Source organism: Paenibacillus sp. WLX1005, assembly GCF_046603685.1.
Taxonomy (GTDB): Bacteria; Bacillota; Bacilli; order Paenibacillales; family Paenibacillaceae; genus Saccharibacillus.
The window spans coordinates 1,022,055-1,041,453 of record NZ_CP176756.1 but is presented as its reverse complement, the minus strand read 5'-3'; the positions used below and the strand labels follow the sequence as shown (position 1 = coordinate 1,041,453).

Here is a 19,399-nt window from a genome sequence, read left to right as displayed (position 1 = left end):
ATGAAAAATTAAATGAATAAGCTAAAAAATTTCGGTCAACCGTGCCGATATAGGTAACAGCAGACTGCGTCCAAGTAACGGAATGAAGGTCGCAGCCGACATTGCCGCTCCGTCGTTTCGTCCCGATGATTGATTATGTATGTTCAGGGGGAGTACCACATGACTACACAGAAAAATCAAATGAGTGCACAGAAAAATAAAATCATGCTATACATTTCAGCCAGTGTATTTATCGTTTCACTGCTGGTTCATTTTCTTGCCCGTCAGTTACAAATCTTTGCGGGGATGCAGCATTCGATGAGCGATATGCCTGGAATGACGGGGACCATGCCGGTACATGGCAGCTCGGATTGGTTAAACTTCCTGCTGCTGGTGCCGGCGGTCCTACTCGTACTCGCTTATTGGATGTACGCTCGCAAGCCTTCCGATTTCAAAGTCGCTGTGCTCAATACGCTCTCGCTCGTATTTAGCAGCATGTCCATGATCTCCGGCGGTCAGGGCGATGCCGTCTTTCACTTCTCTATCTTCATGGTTATCGCCATTCTATGCTTCTATGAAAGTATCAAGCTGCTGTCACTTGCCACTATCTTGTTCGCTGTGCAGCATCTAATCGGCTTTTTCTCTTTTCCACGTTTTATTTTCGGCACGGATAGCTACTCGCTAGAAATGCTGATCGTACACGCCTTTTTCCTCATTTGTACGTCTATTGCCGTCAGTGTCCAGATTATCACCAGTCAGCGCTACCGTGCCAAAACACGACTGGAGAAACAGCAGGAACGCCGCCGCATTATCGACTCCATCGTTCAACGTCTACATGACGTATCCAGCCGCATCGCCCACAGCTCCGGTGAGTTAAAGGACAGTTCTACCGCAGCTGCTCGTCATAGTGAAGAAATGAATGTACAGATCGATGGCGTATGTTACGGTGCCTCCTTGCAAACTGATCAGACAACGCTGACGATGAATGCGATGAATCAGACCAATCAGCAGATCGACAGCATCATTCAAACGACCTCTATGGTCTCCACCCGCTCTACCGAAACCGCTAATTTTGCCGAACTCAGCAACCGCAATCTGGAGCAAATGAATCAGGATATGACCGCGCTACGTGAAGCAATCGGACAATCCCGTCAATATATCCGTCTACTGGAAGAGCGCTCGCAAAACATTTCCAAAATCACCAGCTTCATTCAAGAAATTGCTTCCCAAACCCAGATGCTCGCCTTGAATGCGTCTATCGAATCGGCACGTGCCGGTGAAGCAGGACGAGGCTTCGCGATCGTAGCACAGGAGATTCAGAAGCTTGCTCATCTATCCAGCGATTCCGCGACTCAGATCACCTCATTCCTGTCCGAAATGACTACCGATACCGAGAAATCTGCCAGCTCCATGGATCAGGTAACTAGCCGCCTCGATACCAGTATGGAAACGACCCGCAGCACCAAGCAATCGTTGGAGAAAATTTGGGGGCATGCTGCTGATGTGGACGCCGGTGTACAGCATATTTTACAATCCAGTCAGGCAATGTCTTCCACCTCCACACAGGTCGTAGGTGCTGTCGAACGCATCGCCGAGATCGCAGGCAAATTTACGACCAATTGCAAAGACGCACGCCAGCTCGCCACACGACAACATGCCGTCAATCAGGAAAATATGACTGTTGCTCATACGCTAAATGAAGCGTCCGACGGATTACAGCGTGTCATTGAACAGCTGCGCGCAGAATAAGAAAACGATAACAATCCAACGCAATAGCACTCCAGACCAAAGCAATACCGATCCGACCTATAGCCTCTGTCGCTACCGTTCATTTCTGTAGCCGCAGAGGCTTTACTTTGTGTTTTATTAGGAGTAACGTTAAAGGATGGGCTTGTCGCAAGGCGGGCATGAACAAGGAGGCAATCAGGCATGAACACTCCCCATCCGGATCATTCACGGAACAACCATATATTGATCATGGCGGCAGTGGAAGCGGAATGCGAAGCGATTCGTCGCGGTATTCCAGCAGAAGCAGCGTCACGTATTACCGTCAAAGCAGCCGGTGTCGGTCCAGCGGCGGCAGCTGTTGCGACAACACTATCACTGACAGGTCAAACGTACAATCTGGTGATTAGCGCAGGAATCGGCGGCGGCTTTGCTCCACACGCTTCCATCGGCTCCATCGTACTGGCAGATCAGATCATCGCTGCCGACCTTGGTTCGGAAACGGCGGAACAGGGCTTCATCTCCGTCGATGAGCTGGGATTTGGACAATCGGTGTTGACCAGTGATGCAGCATACAATGCTACACTGGCGACGGCGCTTACCTCCTCAGGGCTCTCGGTGCATATCGGTTCGGCGCTAACCGTATCCACGACAACCGGCTCGGCTGCTAGCACGGCAGCATTGCTGCAACGTATTCCGAATGCTGCCTGTGAAGGTATGGAAGGCTTTAGCGTAGCTATGGCAGCACAGGCATTTCAACTGCCCGTGCTGGAGCTACGCGCCATTTCAAATGCTGTCGGTCCGCGTGATCGTGACAGTTGGAACATCCCGGCTGCGCTGCAATCGTTAACGCAAGCAAGCCGTATTTTAGCGGAGGTGCTGTAAATGAATATCGCGTTTTCCCCGTGTCCGAATGACACGTTTGTATTTCATGCATGGGTGCACGGTCTGGTCGCAGGCGCACCGGAACTCAATGTATCGTATGCAGATATTGATATTACGAATAACTGGGCAGCGGCTGGCGAAGGACCAGAAGTTATGAAAATCTCCTACGCCGCTCTACCATGGGTATTAGACAATTATGCACTCATCCCTTGTGGTGGCGCACTTGGTCGCGGCTGTGGACCACTTGTGCTGACCAACCACCCCGAAGCGAATGATGCAGCCGCATTGTCCGGCAAAAAAGTAGCTGTGCCAAGCGAGCGTTCCACCGCTTACTTGCTGTTCCGCCTATGGGCAGCGCAAAATGTACCGGGCGGCATAGGCGAAGTGGTCGTAATGCCATTTGACCAGATCATGCCTGCCGTTCGCGACGGTCACATCGACGCTGGACTCGTTATTCACGAAGCCCGGTTCACGTATCAGAACTATGGTCTGACCTTGCTACAAGATATGGGTAGCTGGTGGGAACAAGATACCGGGCTACCGATTCCACTTGGTGCAATCATTGCTCATCGTTCGCTGGATACTGCGCAAATTGCGGAATGGACGCGTGCTTCGGTAGAATACGCATGGCAACATCCACAGCAATCGCGCCCTTATGTTATGGAGCATGCACAGGAGATGGACCCGGATGTAGCAGATTCGCATATTGATCTGTATGTTAACGAGTTCACCCGCGATCTCGGTGAAGATGGTTACAATGCGATCGAAGCGTTACTGGGACGAGCTGCACGTGAAGGGTTAGTCCCACAATTTGATCTCAGTCTGCTGCGCAAATAAGGATTCTTACCGTACTGTATTCATATCTCTATACCAATGTGATAGCAGATAGCAGCGCTACAACTGCTTTATAGCCGATACAAGTGAATATTTCCCTCTGAAAAAGTACAGCAAAAAGCCCCGATCGCCATTTATTGGACAATCGGGGCTATATGTTTGTGACAACTTCTGCTCAAAGTGGTAAAATGGTTTGCCAAATGGGTTATATATGATGTATACTGGTGTTGCTGATGAATCTTTCTTCATCAACGCAAAATAGCCCCTTTTGCCGAAGGGACTTCTTAAGTGTACATCCATTATAATAACGGAGGTGAAATATCATGGCACAAGGCGTACTGTGTGAAGTAAACAGCTGTACTCACTGGGCAGAACAGAATAAATGTACTGCTGAAACAATCTTTGTAGTGAGCCACGCTCAACAAGAAACAACAGAAACTCAAGAAACAGATTGTCAAACATTTGAAAAGAAATAAGCATTACTTAACTCAATAGCTTTACTGGAAGAAGGGACTTTGCCGAGTTCCTTCTTTCTTTTTACATTCTATCAGCAATGATTATTATTATCAATAGGTTTTTGCAAATTTGTTGAGAAAAGATTGAGAACCTGCTCTCTTCCTCACTAAAATTACATATACAAAGGCTATTCCAGCAAGGTTCTACCTATATTTTATATACAAAAGGCTGCCATTTCCGTGAAGAATGGCAGCCTCTGAGAAAGATAATCAATCACTAGATATTTACAGCTTGAATTTGGATACGGAGCCTGCGAGGTCTTCTACGCCTTGCTTGGATACCTGCATCTGCTCACTAACATGGGCAGCCTGCTGAACAATATCGTCCGCTTTCTCCGCGATCAGACCTGTTCCTTCCGCACCTTCGTTGGCAGCGATAGAAATCTCTTGGATCGTTTTGACGACATTCTCAACGGATGCCAGCAATTGTTCGGACGTGGCACTTAGGTCGCTGGCAATATCATCGATCTCCTGCGCACTGCTCGCATATTGTTCTGCTGAGCTGAGCATCATTTCATAATCACCACGAATATCAGTGCGGAACAATTCCAGCAGATGATTGGAGTTCTGCGACAGATTATCGACGGAACGAATTACGGTGCCGGTAATGCTGTTAATCTGATCGGCAGCCAGCTTGGAATCATCGGCAAGCTTGCTAATCTCGCTAGCTACAACGGCAAATCCACGACCGGCATCTCCTGCACGTGCCGCTTCGATACTTGCATTCAGCGACAACAGATTGGTCTGAGATGCAATATCGATAATCGATGAAACCAACGAATTGATCTGCTGTACTGATTTGGATTCTTCCAGTGCTTGTACCAGACTATCACTGGCAACTTGATACGTCGCTGTACTCTTCTCGTACGAAGTACGGAACTGGCGGTTCAATTCATGGGCACGCGTAGTCAATTGCTCGGCAGCTTTGGCACCGTCCTGCGCTTTGTCAGCTACAGAATGAACAGCCGATTCGATCTCGTTAGACGTCGCATTCATCTCTTCAGCAGAAGCAGCTGTTTCTTCCATACCAGCGGATAACTGCTGGGTCGTGGAGGAAATATCGTGCATACTGCCTTCCAACGTATTCATCCGCTCTTCTACTGTACGAATGATGCCTTGCAAATTACCGCTCTCATCAATCACTTTCCCAAACATCATTCTGAATTCTTTGCGTGCTTCACCCAACGCTTGGATGATCACAGCAAATTCGTCTTTTTGGGTCAAATAGGGAGTCAAATGACCGGCATACGTCAGGTCAAACTGTTTTGTACGTTCGATCAGCTCCAATGTGTCTTTGGTTCTCTTTCTAACATTGCGCATAATAAAGTAAATGATCAGCAGTGAGATCAGCAGCATCACACCTAACTGAATGTACGTTAGCAATGTCATATGACTGGTCAGTGTGGCTGCTTTACCGATGGAATCCTGACTGTACGTATCAATCAGAGCTTCCAGACGTTCTAGATTATCACGTGCAGCAGCGAACTTCACATCCGAATTGGCAGAGTTGCTAAATCGGCGTTGATCCACATCAAACTCCTGTTTCCAAGTGTTAAAATTCTCATTGAACCCGTCCAGCAGTTCAAACACATTTTTCCCAGTATCTGCGTCTTTGTAAGCCGCAAATGCATCATGGTCCTGCTCCATAATAGCGCGTGCTTGTTGAATACGATCATATGCCTGTTGGACGTTATCGTTGTAGTTGTCCGTTTGCAGCTTGATTTGCTGCTCATTTTGCAGATCCGTCAGCAGCGTCTCGGCGACCATTGCCTGATAATAATCACGGTCGGCATTCAGTACGAGGTAACTGATTTTGTACGCTCGATCATACAGGGAGCTAGTCAACTGCTTGCCCATCGTCTCCAGATTGCGCAATGACAATACGGAAAAGACGATCAGCGCCAGTATGACAATCATGACTGGAATCAACATTTTCACAGTCAGACTCCAGTTGTTAATTTTGAATAATTTCACCCTACATCCTCCCAGATCATTAACGAATCCATACTGTTCATTGCTCTACGACACCAATACATGAGCGATACGCCAATCATGATTGTCACAGGAATTATGTGTATAGATTCGTTATCCTTTTCATATTAGGAATCACTCTGTAACTATATCGGTCAAAACCGCTTATTTTTTATGGTTTATTAGGATAATAAGCAAGTTAACTTGGAGAGTAGAATTCACTGTTATAATTCGGATAAAAACTAGTTTGTGCGCGTATATTAATGAATATGAAGTTTATAGAGAATGATGTGTTTTGGATGTAGAATAGATGAATATTGTGCGGGTAGTCGATGTGCACCTATACAAAAATAACCGCCGAATCCGGTACATGTACGCGGATATGCGGCGGTTATAGATTATGCTTGCTGAAGCAAGATGATCATGCAGGATCATTGCCATTTGTTAGGATGAAAGGTTGTTGCACGTTCAACATTTAGCGTTGGACATCCACATGCCAACTTCAATTCGTAGAATCGACATGCAGGGTAGCAGATTGTACATGGTTGGCGAGTGGGATACTGAGTTGCTGTATTCCTTGAGCGACCAGACGCGCCATCTGATCAGCACCTTTATTTTGAAAATGAATATTGTCCTGTGCGCCATTCGGGAAAGCCGGATATTGTCCGGGTTCAGCGTACAAAAATAGCTTTTTCGTAGCGTCTTCACCCAACTGGTTGTAATACGCAACACTACTTGTGCTCAGATCGACCAGCGGTGTATCGGTATCGGCAGCGACTTGCTTCATCTTCTCCACATATTGCGGAAAGCTAATCGTGAATCCACCTGCCTGCGCGTTATAATCCCGTGTACCCATCGGCGTAATCAGCACCGGTGTTGCTCCATTCTGACGTGCACGTTCTACATAATCACGCAGCAGCCGACCATACTCGTTGACTGGCGTATATCGATCAGGCTTGGCGGTATTGGCATCATTGTGTCCGAACTGGATAAGCAAATAATCGCCCGGTCGAATCTCATTCATAATCTCGTCCAACCGCCCCTGCTGTATAAACGTACGCGTGCTGCGCCCGCTAATCGCATGATTGCTGAACACAATACCTGTATCAAAATAATGCCCGATCATCTGACCCCAACCTGCCTGCGGTTGTTGATCCGATGTATACGTCTGCACGGTCGAATCACCAGCGATGTACACGACAGGCTGTGCATGCGGAGTGCGCTTGTCTGCCGAAGCTTCCATAGCAATCCATAAACCAACAAGCAATACTAGAGCAACAAGCAGCAGCATATAACGTCGTGCAGGTTGATACGATATCCGGTTCAATCCAGTCCCTCTTTCGTAAATAAAATACGTACTCCGATCATACGATGCAAGCTTACACCGTATCTATGATCCTGATTTTATATTAGCGAATGAGTACTCATTGCACAACAATATTTTGTAGAAAATAGAAAAGGATAGATACATTCGATGAGCATTTTATGACGATCATTGCGGCAAAAGATGCGCAGAAAGCGGCAGCTGCAAATCGCGAATCCCGTCAGCAACTAGACTGGCGATGCGTACTGCACCTTGTTCTTGGAAATGCGTATTATCCGCGACTCCATCCGGGAAGTATGGATAGATGCCAGCAGCGGCATGCAGGAAAATCGACTTCGTGCCTTCTACACCGACCTGATTGTACAAGGCGACGCTACGGGCGCTCAGATCAAGTAGCGGCGTGTTCGTTTCTACAGCAACTTCCTTCATCGCTTGTACATAGGTGGGGAAACTCGTTTTGAATTGTCCATTGGCATCGTAGTCACGACGCGAGACAGAAGTGACCAGAATGGGATTGGCGCCTTTGCTGCGTGCGCCGTCAATGTATTGTTTTAAGTAATTGCGGTAATCATTCACCGGTGTATAGCGCTCCGGCTTCGTATCTGCATCATTATGTCCAAATTGGATCATCAGATAATCACCCGGCTGAATCTGATTCAGAATGGTATCCAGCCGCCCTTGCTCGATAAAGGAACGCGAGCTACGTCCACCAATCGCATGATTACTAATGACAACTCCACTATCAAAATAGCTACCTATCATCTGACCCCAGCCTGCTTGCGGTTGTTGGGACGAACGATACGTTTGAACGGTCGAATCGCCAGCCAAATAGACGGTCGTTACAGTCGCTGCCGTTTCGTTAGCTACGACAGTAGCATCATGCTGTGCGGCGACTGTTGTTGTACCGTTAGGTTGACCGGAAGATGCTTGGATAGTGCCAGACATCCCTCCAAACAAAAAGCCAAGCAATGTAAACAGACCAATCAGGAAAAGAGGGGTTTTGCGTAGATTCAACATGGACATGCGCAAGATCATCCTTTCTTTTCTCAAATTATAAAGCGCTTACATAAAACATCATAGCTGGATGTTAGATTCGCTGTTATTCACAAAACCGTGGTGTTTGGTTAAAAATCAGTGCTGTTTGTGTGAATTTCCGTATTGTTGTGCCATTTTTCCGCATAGTTTTACGACGTTCAGTCTGCCAGAGTTGAGATTGAGACGAGGAAGAGAAGTTATTCATTCCAAGATCGATAGCAGCAATAGCAAAAAGAAGGCAAGCACGAATGCCGCCTTCTTTTGGAATGGATCATGTCTATTGACTCAATTTCGTAGATGTTTGTCTCATGTGTTATGTGGCTACAAGTATGAAAGGATACGTACTATTGCCAGCATCATTCGGCTTGTATCATCACCATAATCGCCATCATGAGATTTGTATCATCATTCCGCTTTGAGATCTTAAATGCGTTTGCGTCGGAAGATCAAGACGAAGCCCATTGCGAGTACGAGCACGCCGATACTTATAGCTGTATACATCGCTTGCGAACTGCTATTTACGGTTGGCTGACCGCCACCGAAGCCACCCATATCGCCACCGGGACCGCCACCTTGTCCACCACCGCCAGGGCCTCCGCCCATGCCGCTAGGTGGTTGCATACCGCCACCATTTTGTTGGTCGCCGCCCTGTCCACCAGGACCGCCGCCTTGTCCGCCACCACCGCCCATGCCGCCCCCGCTGCCGGAGCCGTCACCAGACGATGCAATTGTGCCATCCAATTGACCTTGCAAATTCTCAACATTCGTTTTGTTATAATCGATCAGCGATTGCACGCCGGATTCAAATTCATCGTACGTGTAGAATGACGTTGGATCGGCTTTGACATCGGCTGCGATCATGGTCTGAATTTCTTTCACTTTTGCCGTGAATGTATCGTTGTTCAGGAACTTGTCGATCGATGTCTGGATCATTTCATGGTACTTGGCTTTGTATTCGTCGACAGCCAGCAATTTTGCTACTAGCGGACGCTCTGCCAGTGCACCACTCGTTGGCTCATCGATCATCAGTGAGCTGGAACTGCCGCCACCGTTGTCACCTTCGGCTGCATTGTCACCATTTGCTGCGTTCGCGTTATCGCCGTTCGCTGCATTTGTGTTGGCATCATTTGTTGCATTGGCATTGTCGCCATTAGTTGCAGTCGTATTATCATTGGCTGCGTTCGTGTTATTCGTTGCATTGTTCGTTTTTGCAGCATCGGTTGTATTGCCTGCTGCGGTATTATCTGTTTTTTGTTGAGCAGTCGTATCGGCTGCGGCAGTATTACCGTTGGTTGCTGCGTTACCAGTCGACTGGGTATTGTTCGTTGTATTTGCAGCGTTATTCGTATCGGCTCCATTTTGACCGTTTGTATTGGTTTGTGCATTGGTGTTATCGGCACCGTTGTCGGTACGGTCGTCTGCGTCTCCGCCAGGGAAACCACCGCCTCCGCCCATGCCGCCTCCACCGCCAAGACCGCCAAACGCCATATTGTAATCCCACGGAATCATGCTAAAGATGCCGCCGTGCTCATACAGATAATAGTTCTGCTTATTCTGCCCGATGTAGCTGTCGGTATTATTCGTCACTACGTTCAAGGTCAGATATTCCAAAATGCTGTCCACATCAAGATAATCGGTATACGGTGTGGTCGCATCATTGTTCAGCTTGTCCAGCATGTTGATGAGTGCATCCTTATCCTGCTTGTCGGTTTTCACTTCCAAGCCAGTATAGGAGTCAGCATCGTCGTCGATCCATTGCAGATCACTACCGCTACCAGTCATGATGCCTTTGTACAATGTACCAGTTGTATCGGTATAATGACTGTCGATAAACGACTCGTCTACTTGCTCTACCGCCAGATACAGCCCTTTGTATTCGCCATTCACATAGACGCGGACAAAGGAATGCTTCGGTGTTGGCAAGCCGAGCATTTCGGACAGCTCATATGCCAGAAACTCGCGCATATAGCTGGCGTCACTGTAGCCATTGTTCAGATTGATTTTGTCCAAACCGTACAGGTTTTGTCCAGAAATGTACTGGTCAAAGCTCAGCTTGAAGCTGTAGCGGTCGGAATCATCCATCTGCACAACACTGCGCAATGACAGATTACCTTTGGCACGGATACCGACATTGTTCAGCACTTTGCCGTTATAATCGACGGTTGCACCGTAATATTTCTCATCAGCTGCATTGTCCAGAATATCCTGGAAATCATCGGAGTCAATGGTAATCTTCACATCGACCACTTTATCTTCTATAAATACATTGGACGATTGCTCCGCTTGCTCTGTTTCTGTTGCTGCATTCGCTTGTTGCAGGGATGACCACGGTACCGCGGCCATGCACAGGCTGAACGCAAGCGTTACTTTTAATGCCCACTTCACTAGATCACCGCCAGTTTCAAGATGGATATACGTTCATAACATGAGATTCCCTGTATCCATTGACGATAGCTACAGGGAATCTTCACGACATTCATTCAGTTCATGGATAAGCTACAGTATCGTTACGCAAATTGCTGACGAATGACCGTGCGCTTATCCTGTTATTTTCAATTGTTGCGATGGATATTAGGATACGTAGTCGCCATTGTAGCTGATCAGAACAGCATTCTTCACGCCACTGATGCGGCTAATTTCGTTAACAAATGTAGGTTCGTTGTTTTTCAGACGAACTTCGATTGTCATCTCGATATTGTCGGCAGTGATTGTTTTCTGTCTAACATTGTGACGTTTTACGAGGGAATCCAGCTTGCTGTTGACCGTTTTCTCCGCTTCATCGCCTTGTGCATTCACAACGAGCAGGTACGGCGTTTCGAACGAAGAGCCTTTGATAAACAGGAACATAACGATACCGACGATGATGGAACCGATGATCGACAGTGTGTAGAACCCTGCACCGGTTACGATACCCGCAGCTGCTGCCCAGAACAGGAAGATCAGGTCAGTCGGGTCTTTGATCGGGGTACGGAAACGAACGATACTCAGTGCACCGACCATACCGAGCGAGAGCACGAGGTTGGAGTTAATCGCGATGATGACCATCGACGTAACGAGTACCATACCGACGAGAGAAATGTTAAAGCTTTTGGAATATAACACGCCGCTGAAGACGCGTTTGTACAGGAAATAAATAAACAATCCGATCAAAAAGGAAATGCCCATCGTGAGCAGGATATGCGTGATGCTGATATCGGTGGAGAAGCTCTCCAGCACCGAATTTTTGACGATATCGGAGAAGTTTGTTGCTGTGGTGGAATCTGTAGTATTATTCGCTGCCGCTGCTGCGACGGTTGTCGTTGTTGCCATGTTTATTGGTCCTCCCAGTTGTTTTCTTTGCCGAGCTTGCGACAAATGACGTATTTGGAATTCGATTGCCGGATCAGTCCTTCGAGCTGTAATGCCGTCTTGATGTAATCGGGCAAATACTCGTCGTACTTCACTTCTAGCACAAAATGCTTGTTGTCGATCGCATCTACCATAGCGAGCTGTGGATCAAAAATGTCCACATTATTCAGCCCGGTTTTCAGATACTTATCAAAGGTAATGCGCACATTGCCCAGTGGCGATGTGTACGCCTCACGCACATAATCGACGATGACTTTGGGACGAAGCAGCACATTGTTGGCTGCATGATAAATTTCATACAACAGCGGTTTCTCCGGAATATTGAATACTTCGTAGTTGCCTTTCAGCATCTCGTCGTACATTTCGCGAGTAATGGACTCTTTTACTTTGGCGATGTATTCGTTCATTTTGATCTTTTTCTCAAAATGGATAATACGGTCGCTGCCGTTGTAAATGCGAATCCGGTATTTCACACGGTCGCGCACACCGCCCTGCTTCTCATGCAGTGCTGTGTTGTTTACATCATCAAAGTAAAGGCTGCGAATCAAATATTCTCCGGCTTCATTGGCATTGGTATCTTGCTTGAGAATGCCTTTGAGCCGCTGGCGAATCATAAAATACTGATGATAATTGACGTAATGCTTCAGTTCATGACGATACTGCAAATCCGTTCGGGGATAGTACACCTGTTGTTCTCCTTTCCCGTTTCAACTGCTTTGAAATGAGCAGTCGCCGCTTGTCCAGTCGGGATTGTATTTTACGTAGATTTTACATCCCGTTAACAATTCTGATTATAAATAGGTATTTTGAACTCTTTATGAACAGATCTGTAAAATTAGATAAAGATCTGAAAAATTGTTGAGCTGGAAGGATGGGACTATGGGATAGAATGGCTTGTAAAGAGAGGGGCGGAGAATGTGGTGGGAAATCGTGTAATAGAGCATAGGGAAAAGCCCTGCTGCTCGTTGTTGGCGAGACAGCAGGGCTTTTCGGGTGAGGTAGGGACAGGGTGGGGCTGGGTTTGTTGCTTGGATGTATTGCTGTTATAGTTTGTTGCTTTGGTTTTGCTAGTTATGATATTTGGGGCGAATCGTTATTGGATTATGGCTAATTTGTTTTTATTTAGAGCAATTAATTACTAACCTGTCCCTCCAGTTATAATAATTAGCGCGATATGATAGAGTATAACTCTGGTGTAATATCGGCACTTCTTAACTGGCGATACGCTTTAATTTTGGATTTAAATTCAAGTTGCAGAATGTAACTATCATCAATTTCTCTGTAATTCGATTCGCTATGATCGAGTAATTTTTTGATAAGAACAGGATTTGTTATCGTTGTTACTTTTGATTTATTTTGCTCAAATAGCTCATCGTATCCAATATTATTGGATATTGATGTTGGCAATAAACGGATAGCTTGGATGTTTTGTATTGATGTCGCATCAGAAAGTAAATTTTTAGATTTTAGCCACTTGTATAACTTTTTATTATCAGGACTCCATGAGTATGTTTTTATAACATAGCTTCCCGGTGAACCGTCAGGTATACTAATTTGGAAATCTAGGCTATTTCCAAGAACCACATGATGCCAAGGATCATTTATATTTTCCATCTGCTCAATAATTAATGCTTTAAGTTCTTTGATTTCTTTTGGATTATCGACAGTAGCGATAATCCATTATTATTAGCTGTTCTAACTAGATCAGGATTTACAACTTGTATATTCTCAGAATAAGATTCTAATTCATCTAGTGAGTAATAACTTCTTTTATACGAAAATTGATTAATTACAGGTAAAATATAGGCTTTGTATTCATCAAATGAGAATGAGTATTTGCGAGTCAATAAATCTCCATCTTTCAGTTGATATGCAATCTGAATATACTGTTGATCATTACCTAAGTGATATATATCCTGTTCACTTACATTCTCGTTAGGTCGCATTTGTTCAAGAATACGATGTAGGTCAATAACTGCTTCAATATAAGAATGATCATTGGAAAATACATTTGAATTTAACTGCTGAGAGATATTCGTTCCATTTGTTGCCCGTTCAAATGAATATAGATCCATTTGCAAATCGCTTCCTACAAATACACTCTGAATATTGTTTTCTTCCGGTACTCTGGATGCGAAACCATTTAAACTTGATACCGAAAAAAATAATACAAGTAATGTCAGTACTCCGTATATACTTAATTGCTTAAGCATATATTTATCTGCTATTTGCCAAGTTCTTCGAATAATCATATCAGCAACTATACTACCAATAATAGCTCCGATTATGTATCCCCCAATTACAATCACTGGTTTAGATACAATCAGGCTTTTACAAAGAATACCAATCATTAAAGAAATCGTCAGTGTCATGCCAAATTGGAAGAGCGGATTGAAATACCGGAATACGATAGAAACGCTAGCACTTTCTGCTGGTCGCATACGATATAACCAGTAGCTTAATAAAACAAACAGAATCGACCACAATACATACATCCAGCCTTCGCGCGCTTCCAATGCCCAATAATTCAGATTGCTAATTCGGTATATAGGCGACCAAAATGCCGGGCTATCGTGAAATATATTATTTCCCACATAACCATACAAAAACATTTTGAAATGAAGATCAAACAAATTGGACAAAACAGAAGGTAAATACAACAGTCCTCCGGTTACAATAAGCTGCAAAATCGACTGTCCAACGCAAATACCGATTAACATAGTAAAAGAAAAAAGAAGTAGCATGATTACATTGGTAGAAACTATCCATTCAATGATCTGTACATTTCCAAAATATATGTGTTTGAGACTAAAACGCATCAGCCATAAAATCAATCCCGTCAACCAGACGGGAACACTTAGCATAATCATTCCCACGATCAGATGAACCGAAAGCAAATGGTGCCGTTTTACAGGCAAGCTATGGAAGAGGTCATTAGACTTACGATGCTGCATATAACGCGTCAAAAATACTGCAATTAAACATGGGAATACGATCAAAACAGCAGTTTGCCAATCGCCAGATATATCATATTCATATAAATGATTGACTGTAGAGACCCCTGCATTGATTGTATTAATATTGTTTTCTTTATTAATCAAACGGAATGGCAAGACCATAATAAGCGCAACCCAGTACAATGCTGCCAACCAGCCTGTTTGTCTGAAAGCATACCACCAGATGCCCCGATTAAAGAAGTATGATGTGTGCGTCATAACCGGCATCCCCCATTTCATAAATAAAGATCTCCTCCAGCGTCATCGGCAGTACATCAAACACATACGGCTGGTACACCTGCACCACTTCGGTAATCCGCTCCACCGTGCCTTTGATAATATACGTGCCTACACTTCCGCGCTGCTCGCGATGGACAATGTCCAGCAATCCGCTAATCGCCTGTTGATGACGCTCATCGCGGAAAGCAACTTGGATTTTGTGTGTATCGGATTTGAGGTCATCCAGTTCTTTTTCCAGCAATAGACGTCCTTCGTGCATAATGCCGACATGATCGCACATATCCTCAATCTCGCGCAGATTATGCGATGAGATGACAACGGTCAGCCCTCGTTCGGCGACCTCTTGGAACAGAAGATTCTTCACCTGTCGGCGCATCACCGGATCAAGTCCGTCAATCGGTTCATCCAGAATCAATACATCTGGCTTACAGCTAAGAGCGAGCCATAACGATGCTTGCCGCTGCATGCCTTTGGACATACGATGCAATTTCCGTTTGGGGCTGATGCTGGCAAATGCCGGTGCCAATTGCTGAAACCGTTCCTCGCTCCAACTGGTATAGGTTGAGCGGTAAAATGTTGCCATCTGCGTAATGCTTGTTTGCGCAAAAAAGTATGGCTGATCCGCTAAAAAGATCATGCGCTGTTTACTTGCCGGATGCTCATACACCGGCTGACCATCCAGTGTAATGCTACCGCGATCTGGGCGATAAATGCCTGCCAGCATTTTCAATAATGTCGTCTTGCCTGCACCGTTGGAGCCAAGTAGACCAAAAATCGAACCTTTATGTACGGTCAAGCTAATATCCTGCACCGCTGCTTCTTCCTCAAATCTCTTATGAAGTCCGCTGATCTCAATCATCCTGCTCCCTCCTCTGTTCTTCCATCGCCTGCCGATACAGCTTCTCCATATCCTCCTGTGTAAAACCAAGATAGATCGCTTCAGCAAACAGTTTTAACAGTTTCCCCCTCATCTCTTCCATCTGTGACGCATTGGGCTGATGCTGAACCGGCGAGACAAAGCTGCCTTTCCCGGCTTGTGAATAAATGTAGCCTTCCCGCTCCAGCTCCCGGTACGCCTTCTGAATCGTGTTCGGATTCACCGTAAGCTGGGTGGACAGTGAACGCACGGATGGCAATTGCTCATCCGGCTTGAGTACGCCGTATACGATCAGCTCTTTGATTTTGTCCATCAGTTGTTCGTAAATGGGCTTGCGGCTGCGTATATCCAGTTCAAACATACTCTGCCTCCTTTCACTGTACTAACTGTATTACTATTATTAGTACAGTTGATTTGATATGTCAATCTATTTTTACCATGAAATGGATGTTGAATGAGACGACAGTGCATTGTACACTCAATATATTCTGTGCAAACGAAGGAGTTTTTTCATGTATAACCGTTCCAATTCTCATTCGACTCACATTCAGATTGTACCCATAGAACAGGTGTGGCAGCTGCGTCATGAGGTGATGTGGCCGGATCGTGAGCTGGATTATGTGAAGCTGGCAGATGATGCAGATGGCACCCATTATGGTTTATTTACAGAGGAGTCCAATGATCATCCGGTGTCCGTCATTTCGCTATTTGTAAATGGCAACGAAGCTCAATTTCGCAAATTTGCTACTCGAACCGAATGTCAGGGGCGCGGCTATGGCAGTCAGTTGCTTGCCTTTGTCGTGCAGGAATCGGAGCGTCTAGGTATATCACGGCTGTATTGCAATGCACGCACGGAAAAAGCCGCCTTTTACGAAACGTTCGGATTGCGTCCTACAGCGGAAACTTTTCAAAAAGGCGACAAAGCGTATGTGATTATGGAGCGGATGCTTTAGATCCCATAATCGTTAGACCTACTACTGTACCAACAGATCGTAGTGATCGAATACATCCACCTTGTCTCCAGCACATTCATTAGCTATCCAACAACGAACTGTACCGTTGCAGCTGTTGATCCAACTCGGCAAAACGGATAAACCGAGCTGCACGATACACTTCCTTGCCCTCGTAAAACAGCAATACGACCGGCGAAGTGAAAATCATATACGCCGAAGCCAATTCCGGTGCATCTTCCATATACAGATATCCACTGCCGATATGCGGATATTGCTGCAAATGCGTAACCAACTGCGGTTGTACCGCTTCACAAACGCTGCAATGTTTCGTTTTAAACAGCATGATAGTGAGCAGACTGGATTGCAGCAGCTGGTCAATCTGTTCAGCGCAGTTGAATGATTGCATATCGTTCTCCTTTTTCCTCAGATTTTATTCTTTTCTTGAAACTAGGTCGCGACCTGCAATGACGCTTCCAGTAACATCTTTACATTGCACATCGCGCCCGCCTTGCACATTTCCAAATACGTCATCCGCATACAAATCACTGCCAGCTGAAGCATTACCGTGAATATCTTTGCATTGTAAATGTGTACCCGCATCTACGCTACCTAGTACATCTCCGCATTGGATCGATAAATGACTATATACATTTAGAGGCTCTCCTCGGTAATGCACAATAACTTCGCTATTTTTGACATGCTGCTCATCTAGCAATTGCTGACCGCGATACATGACGATGCGTAATAGTTGGTCATCTGGCCAGTCTACATTTGCTGCATTCCTATGATCATGGACGTCATATGATGCCTGAAAAGGTATGTCTTGTTTAAATGTCGATTCTTGCTCTTGATATACAGTATTCTCTACATCGGCTATCAAGACTGATTCAGTAGAGCAGCGTCCAAACAATTCATCCAGTGTAACGCCAAACACATCAGCAATATGCGGTAGCAACATAATATCTGGGTAACTATTCCCATTCTCCCATTTGCTAACTGCTTGAAAAGTAACACCTAAACGTTCTGCCAGCATTTCCTGAGTCATGTGATGCTGTTTACGCAGGCGTAGCAATTGCTCTGAAAGTATATGATCTTTGCGTGATTCAAACATTTCCATCGTAATCATCCTTTCATCAGTTAAGTTTGTAAAATGCCATGCCTGCACTTCCACTTAATCATATGTAAAACAGAGTTAACTGAACATCGCCTATCCGTTGAATCCTTTAACTCAACCAATAGTTGAGTCGGTTGAATTCCATCGTAGCAGTAATTATTCATGCAAACAGTACATACGTAAGAAGGCTGCTTTGCCATCGCACCCCTGCGTGGCAAAGCAGCCTTCTCTAAATCCCCTTTTGCAATACAAACCTTTGTATATCTCTATTTTATCTCTCTATACATCTCTACGCCTTGTCTTTGTAACCGGCTTTATATTTATCGGCTGGCGTTGATGTTTTGTTTAGGTTGGAACGTGATTGTTTCTGTTTGACTGGCTTAGAAATCGAATTTGAAGTCTTCATCAGTCAGGCGCTCTACGTTGATCGCGCGCACATAGCCATTGCCTTTTTTGGAGAAAAAGTCATGCTGCTTCGTGTGGGTACTGATACCGTTGAACACGATTGGATTGACTTCTTCGTCCGGGAACAATGGGTCAAAGCCCAAGTTCATGAACGCTTTGTTCGCATTGTAGCGCAGGAATACATTCACTTCTTCGGTCAGACCAAGCGTGTCGTATACTTCCGCCGTGTAGCCTTCTTCGTTCTCATGCAGATAACGGAACAGACCTTCTAGCGTCTCGTATGCATCTTTTTGCTCGTCTTCGTCCAGATCGTTGTAGATCTCTTGCGCCAGTACGCCCACGTATACGCCGTGGATACTTTCGTCGCGCAGGATCAGGTCAATGATCTCGCCGCTGCATGTCATTTTGCCTTGACCTGCCAGATAGAGCGGGTAGAAGAAGCCGCTGTAGAACAGATAGCTCTCTAACAGAACCGATGCAGACATCGCCAAGAACAGCTCTTTGGGTGAGTTGATATTGGTGTAGTACTGACGGATCGTTTCCGCTTTGCGTTGCAGGCGCGGATGCTCTTCGACCCATTTGAAGATGTTGTCGATCTCTTCGGTCGAGGACAGCGTTGTGAAGATACTGCTGTACGATTTGGCATGGATTTGCTCCATCATCGCCATAAAGCCAAGTACGGCTTTGCGCTGCAGACCGTCTACATGCTCCAGAATTTGCGGCATGCCGATGCCGCCTTGAATCGTATCCAGCAGGGTCAGACCGCCCAGTACTTTCATGTACGTTTCGCGCTCGGCGTCGGTCAGCTGAATCCAAGACATTTTGTCGTCGGATAATGGAATCTCGTCATCCGTCCAGAACTGCATAATATTCTGGTTCCAGAACATCATTGTAAAATCGTCGTCTGGACGGTTCCAGTTTACCGCTTTGATTGGCTCACTCATCGGTTGTATGCCCCTTTCGTAATAGGCTGGCTCACAAGATCCAGCGATATATCCTGTACAATATCTCCATACAGTCTTGCTTGAATTTATTCATTTCATATCATCTATAAGCGTAAATGTCATATCGTGTCTGCCCGAATCGGACGGTGAACCGTTATGTACGAATGCACAACTGCCGGATACAGCACAGCGAATGACGAACAATAATGTAGGCGACTGACGCGTAACATATTGCGCGCAGCATAAGGACAGCC

General features: G+C 45.6%; 18 protein-coding genes. 5 read left to right on the top strand and 13 right to left on the bottom strand.

What is annotated here, in order from left to right; genetic code table 11:
- The first annotated feature begins 159 nt into the window (after window positions 1-159).
- The 4 genes from ACE3MZ_RS04575 to ACE3MZ_RS04560 all read left to right on the top strand — a co-directional run bounded on the left by ACE3MZ_RS04575 (window position 160) and on the right by ACE3MZ_RS04560 (window position 3,899).
- Window positions 160-1,728 (top strand): methyl-accepting chemotaxis protein, encoded by a 1,569-nt coding sequence (locus tag ACE3MZ_RS04575; RefSeq protein ID WP_411345308.1) that lies wholly within the window; start codon window positions 160-162, stop codon window positions 1,726-1,728.
- Between the two features lie 180 nt (window positions 1,729-1,908).
- Window positions 1,909-2,589 (top strand): futalosine hydrolase, encoded by a 681-nt coding sequence (locus tag ACE3MZ_RS04570; protein WP_411345307.1) that lies wholly within the window; start codon window positions 1,909-1,911, stop codon window positions 2,587-2,589.
- On the top strand, window positions 2,590-3,426 hold the full coding sequence (locus ACE3MZ_RS04565) for a 1,4-dihydroxy-6-naphthoate synthase (protein ID WP_411345306.1): 837 nt from the start codon (window positions 2,590-2,592) through the stop codon (window positions 3,424-3,426).
- 320 nt (window positions 3,427-3,746) lie between these two features.
- The gene (locus ACE3MZ_RS04560; protein ID WP_411345305.1) at window positions 3,747-3,899 is read left to right on the top strand and encodes a DUF1540 domain-containing protein; all 153 of its coding nucleotides are present in this window, start codon (window positions 3,747-3,749) and stop codon (window positions 3,897-3,899) included.
- Window positions 3,900-4,163: 264 nt separating this feature from the next.
- Here the strand turns inward: ACE3MZ_RS04560 and ACE3MZ_RS04555 are convergent, their stop codons facing one another.
- The 10 genes from ACE3MZ_RS04555 to ACE3MZ_RS04510 form a co-directional block, all read right to left on the bottom strand.
- Entirely contained in the window at window positions 4,164-5,912 is a 1,749-nt protein-coding gene (locus tag ACE3MZ_RS04555) for a methyl-accepting chemotaxis protein (RefSeq protein WP_411345304.1), read from the bottom strand.
- A gap of 499 nt (window positions 5,913-6,411) precedes the next feature.
- The gene (locus ACE3MZ_RS04550; RefSeq protein WP_411345303.1) at window positions 6,412-7,236 is read right to left on the bottom strand and encodes a rhamnogalacturonan acetylesterase; all 825 of its coding nucleotides are present in this window, start codon (window positions 7,234-7,236) and stop codon (window positions 6,412-6,414) included.
- Window positions 7,237-7,401: 165 nt separating this feature from the next.
- Window positions 7,402-8,256 carry a rhamnogalacturonan acetylesterase gene (locus ACE3MZ_RS04545; RefSeq protein WP_411345302.1) on the bottom strand — a complete coding sequence of 285 codons (855 nt, stop codon included), beginning with the start codon at window positions 8,254-8,256 and terminating at the stop codon, window positions 7,402-7,404.
- 435 nt (window positions 8,257-8,691) lie between these two features.
- The gene (locus ACE3MZ_RS04540) at window positions 8,692-10,653 is read right to left on the bottom strand and encodes a CotH kinase family protein (protein ID WP_411345301.1); all 1,962 of its coding nucleotides are present in this window, start codon (window positions 10,651-10,653) and stop codon (window positions 8,692-8,694) included.
- 186 nt (window positions 10,654-10,839) lie between these two features.
- Window positions 10,840-11,577, bottom strand: coding sequence for a DUF4956 domain-containing protein (locus tag ACE3MZ_RS04535; protein WP_411345300.1), 738 nt, complete (start codon window positions 11,575-11,577; stop codon window positions 10,840-10,842).
- Between the two features lie 2 nt (window positions 11,578-11,579).
- A complete protein-coding gene (locus tag ACE3MZ_RS04530) occupies window positions 11,580-12,302 on the bottom strand; it encodes a polyphosphate polymerase domain-containing protein (protein ID WP_411345299.1) in 723 nt (240 codons plus the stop codon).
- Between the two features lie 478 nt (window positions 12,303-12,780).
- On the bottom strand, window positions 12,781-13,230 hold the full coding sequence (locus tag ACE3MZ_RS04525; RefSeq protein ID WP_411345298.1) for a hypothetical protein: 450 nt from the start codon (window positions 13,228-13,230) through the stop codon (window positions 12,781-12,783).
- Between the two features lie 11 nt (window positions 13,231-13,241).
- Entirely contained in the window at window positions 13,242-14,852 is a 1,611-nt protein-coding gene (locus ACE3MZ_RS04520; protein WP_411345297.1) for a hypothetical protein, read from the bottom strand.
- On the bottom strand, window positions 14,806-15,711 hold the full coding sequence (locus tag ACE3MZ_RS04515) for an ABC transporter ATP-binding protein (protein ID WP_411345296.1): 906 nt from the start codon (window positions 15,709-15,711) through the stop codon (window positions 14,806-14,808). Before ACE3MZ_RS04515 ends, ACE3MZ_RS04520 begins: the two co-directional genes overlap by 47 nt.
- Complete coding sequence (locus ACE3MZ_RS04510) at window positions 15,704-16,090, bottom strand: GntR family transcriptional regulator (RefSeq protein ID WP_411345295.1); 387 nt, start codon at window positions 16,088-16,090, stop codon at window positions 15,704-15,706. Before ACE3MZ_RS04510 ends, ACE3MZ_RS04515 begins: the two co-directional genes overlap by 8 nt.
- A 151-nt stretch (window positions 16,091-16,241) precedes the next feature.
- Between ACE3MZ_RS04510 and ACE3MZ_RS04505 the strand changes: the two genes are divergently transcribed.
- Window positions 16,242-16,682, top strand: a complete 441-nt coding sequence (locus ACE3MZ_RS04505; protein WP_411345294.1) for a GNAT family N-acetyltransferase — start codon at window positions 16,242-16,244, stop codon at window positions 16,680-16,682.
- Between the two features lie 79 nt (window positions 16,683-16,761).
- On the opposite strand, the gene ACE3MZ_RS04500 is transcribed toward ACE3MZ_RS04505, so the two are convergent.
- The 3 genes from ACE3MZ_RS04500 to nrdF form a co-directional block, all read right to left on the bottom strand.
- Complete coding sequence (locus ACE3MZ_RS04500; protein WP_411345293.1) at window positions 16,762-17,088, bottom strand: thioredoxin family protein; 327 nt, start codon at window positions 17,086-17,088, stop codon at window positions 16,762-16,764.
- A 24-nt stretch (window positions 17,089-17,112) separates the two neighbouring features.
- Window positions 17,113-17,799, bottom strand: coding sequence for a helix-turn-helix domain-containing protein (locus tag ACE3MZ_RS04495; protein WP_411345292.1), 687 nt, complete (start codon window positions 17,797-17,799; stop codon window positions 17,113-17,115).
- 377 nt (window positions 17,800-18,176) lie between these two features.
- A complete protein-coding gene (gene nrdF, locus ACE3MZ_RS04490) occupies window positions 18,177-19,145 on the bottom strand; it encodes a class 1b ribonucleoside-diphosphate reductase subunit beta (RefSeq protein WP_411345291.1) in 969 nt (322 codons plus the stop codon).
- Window positions 19,146-19,399 lie beyond the last annotated feature (254 nt).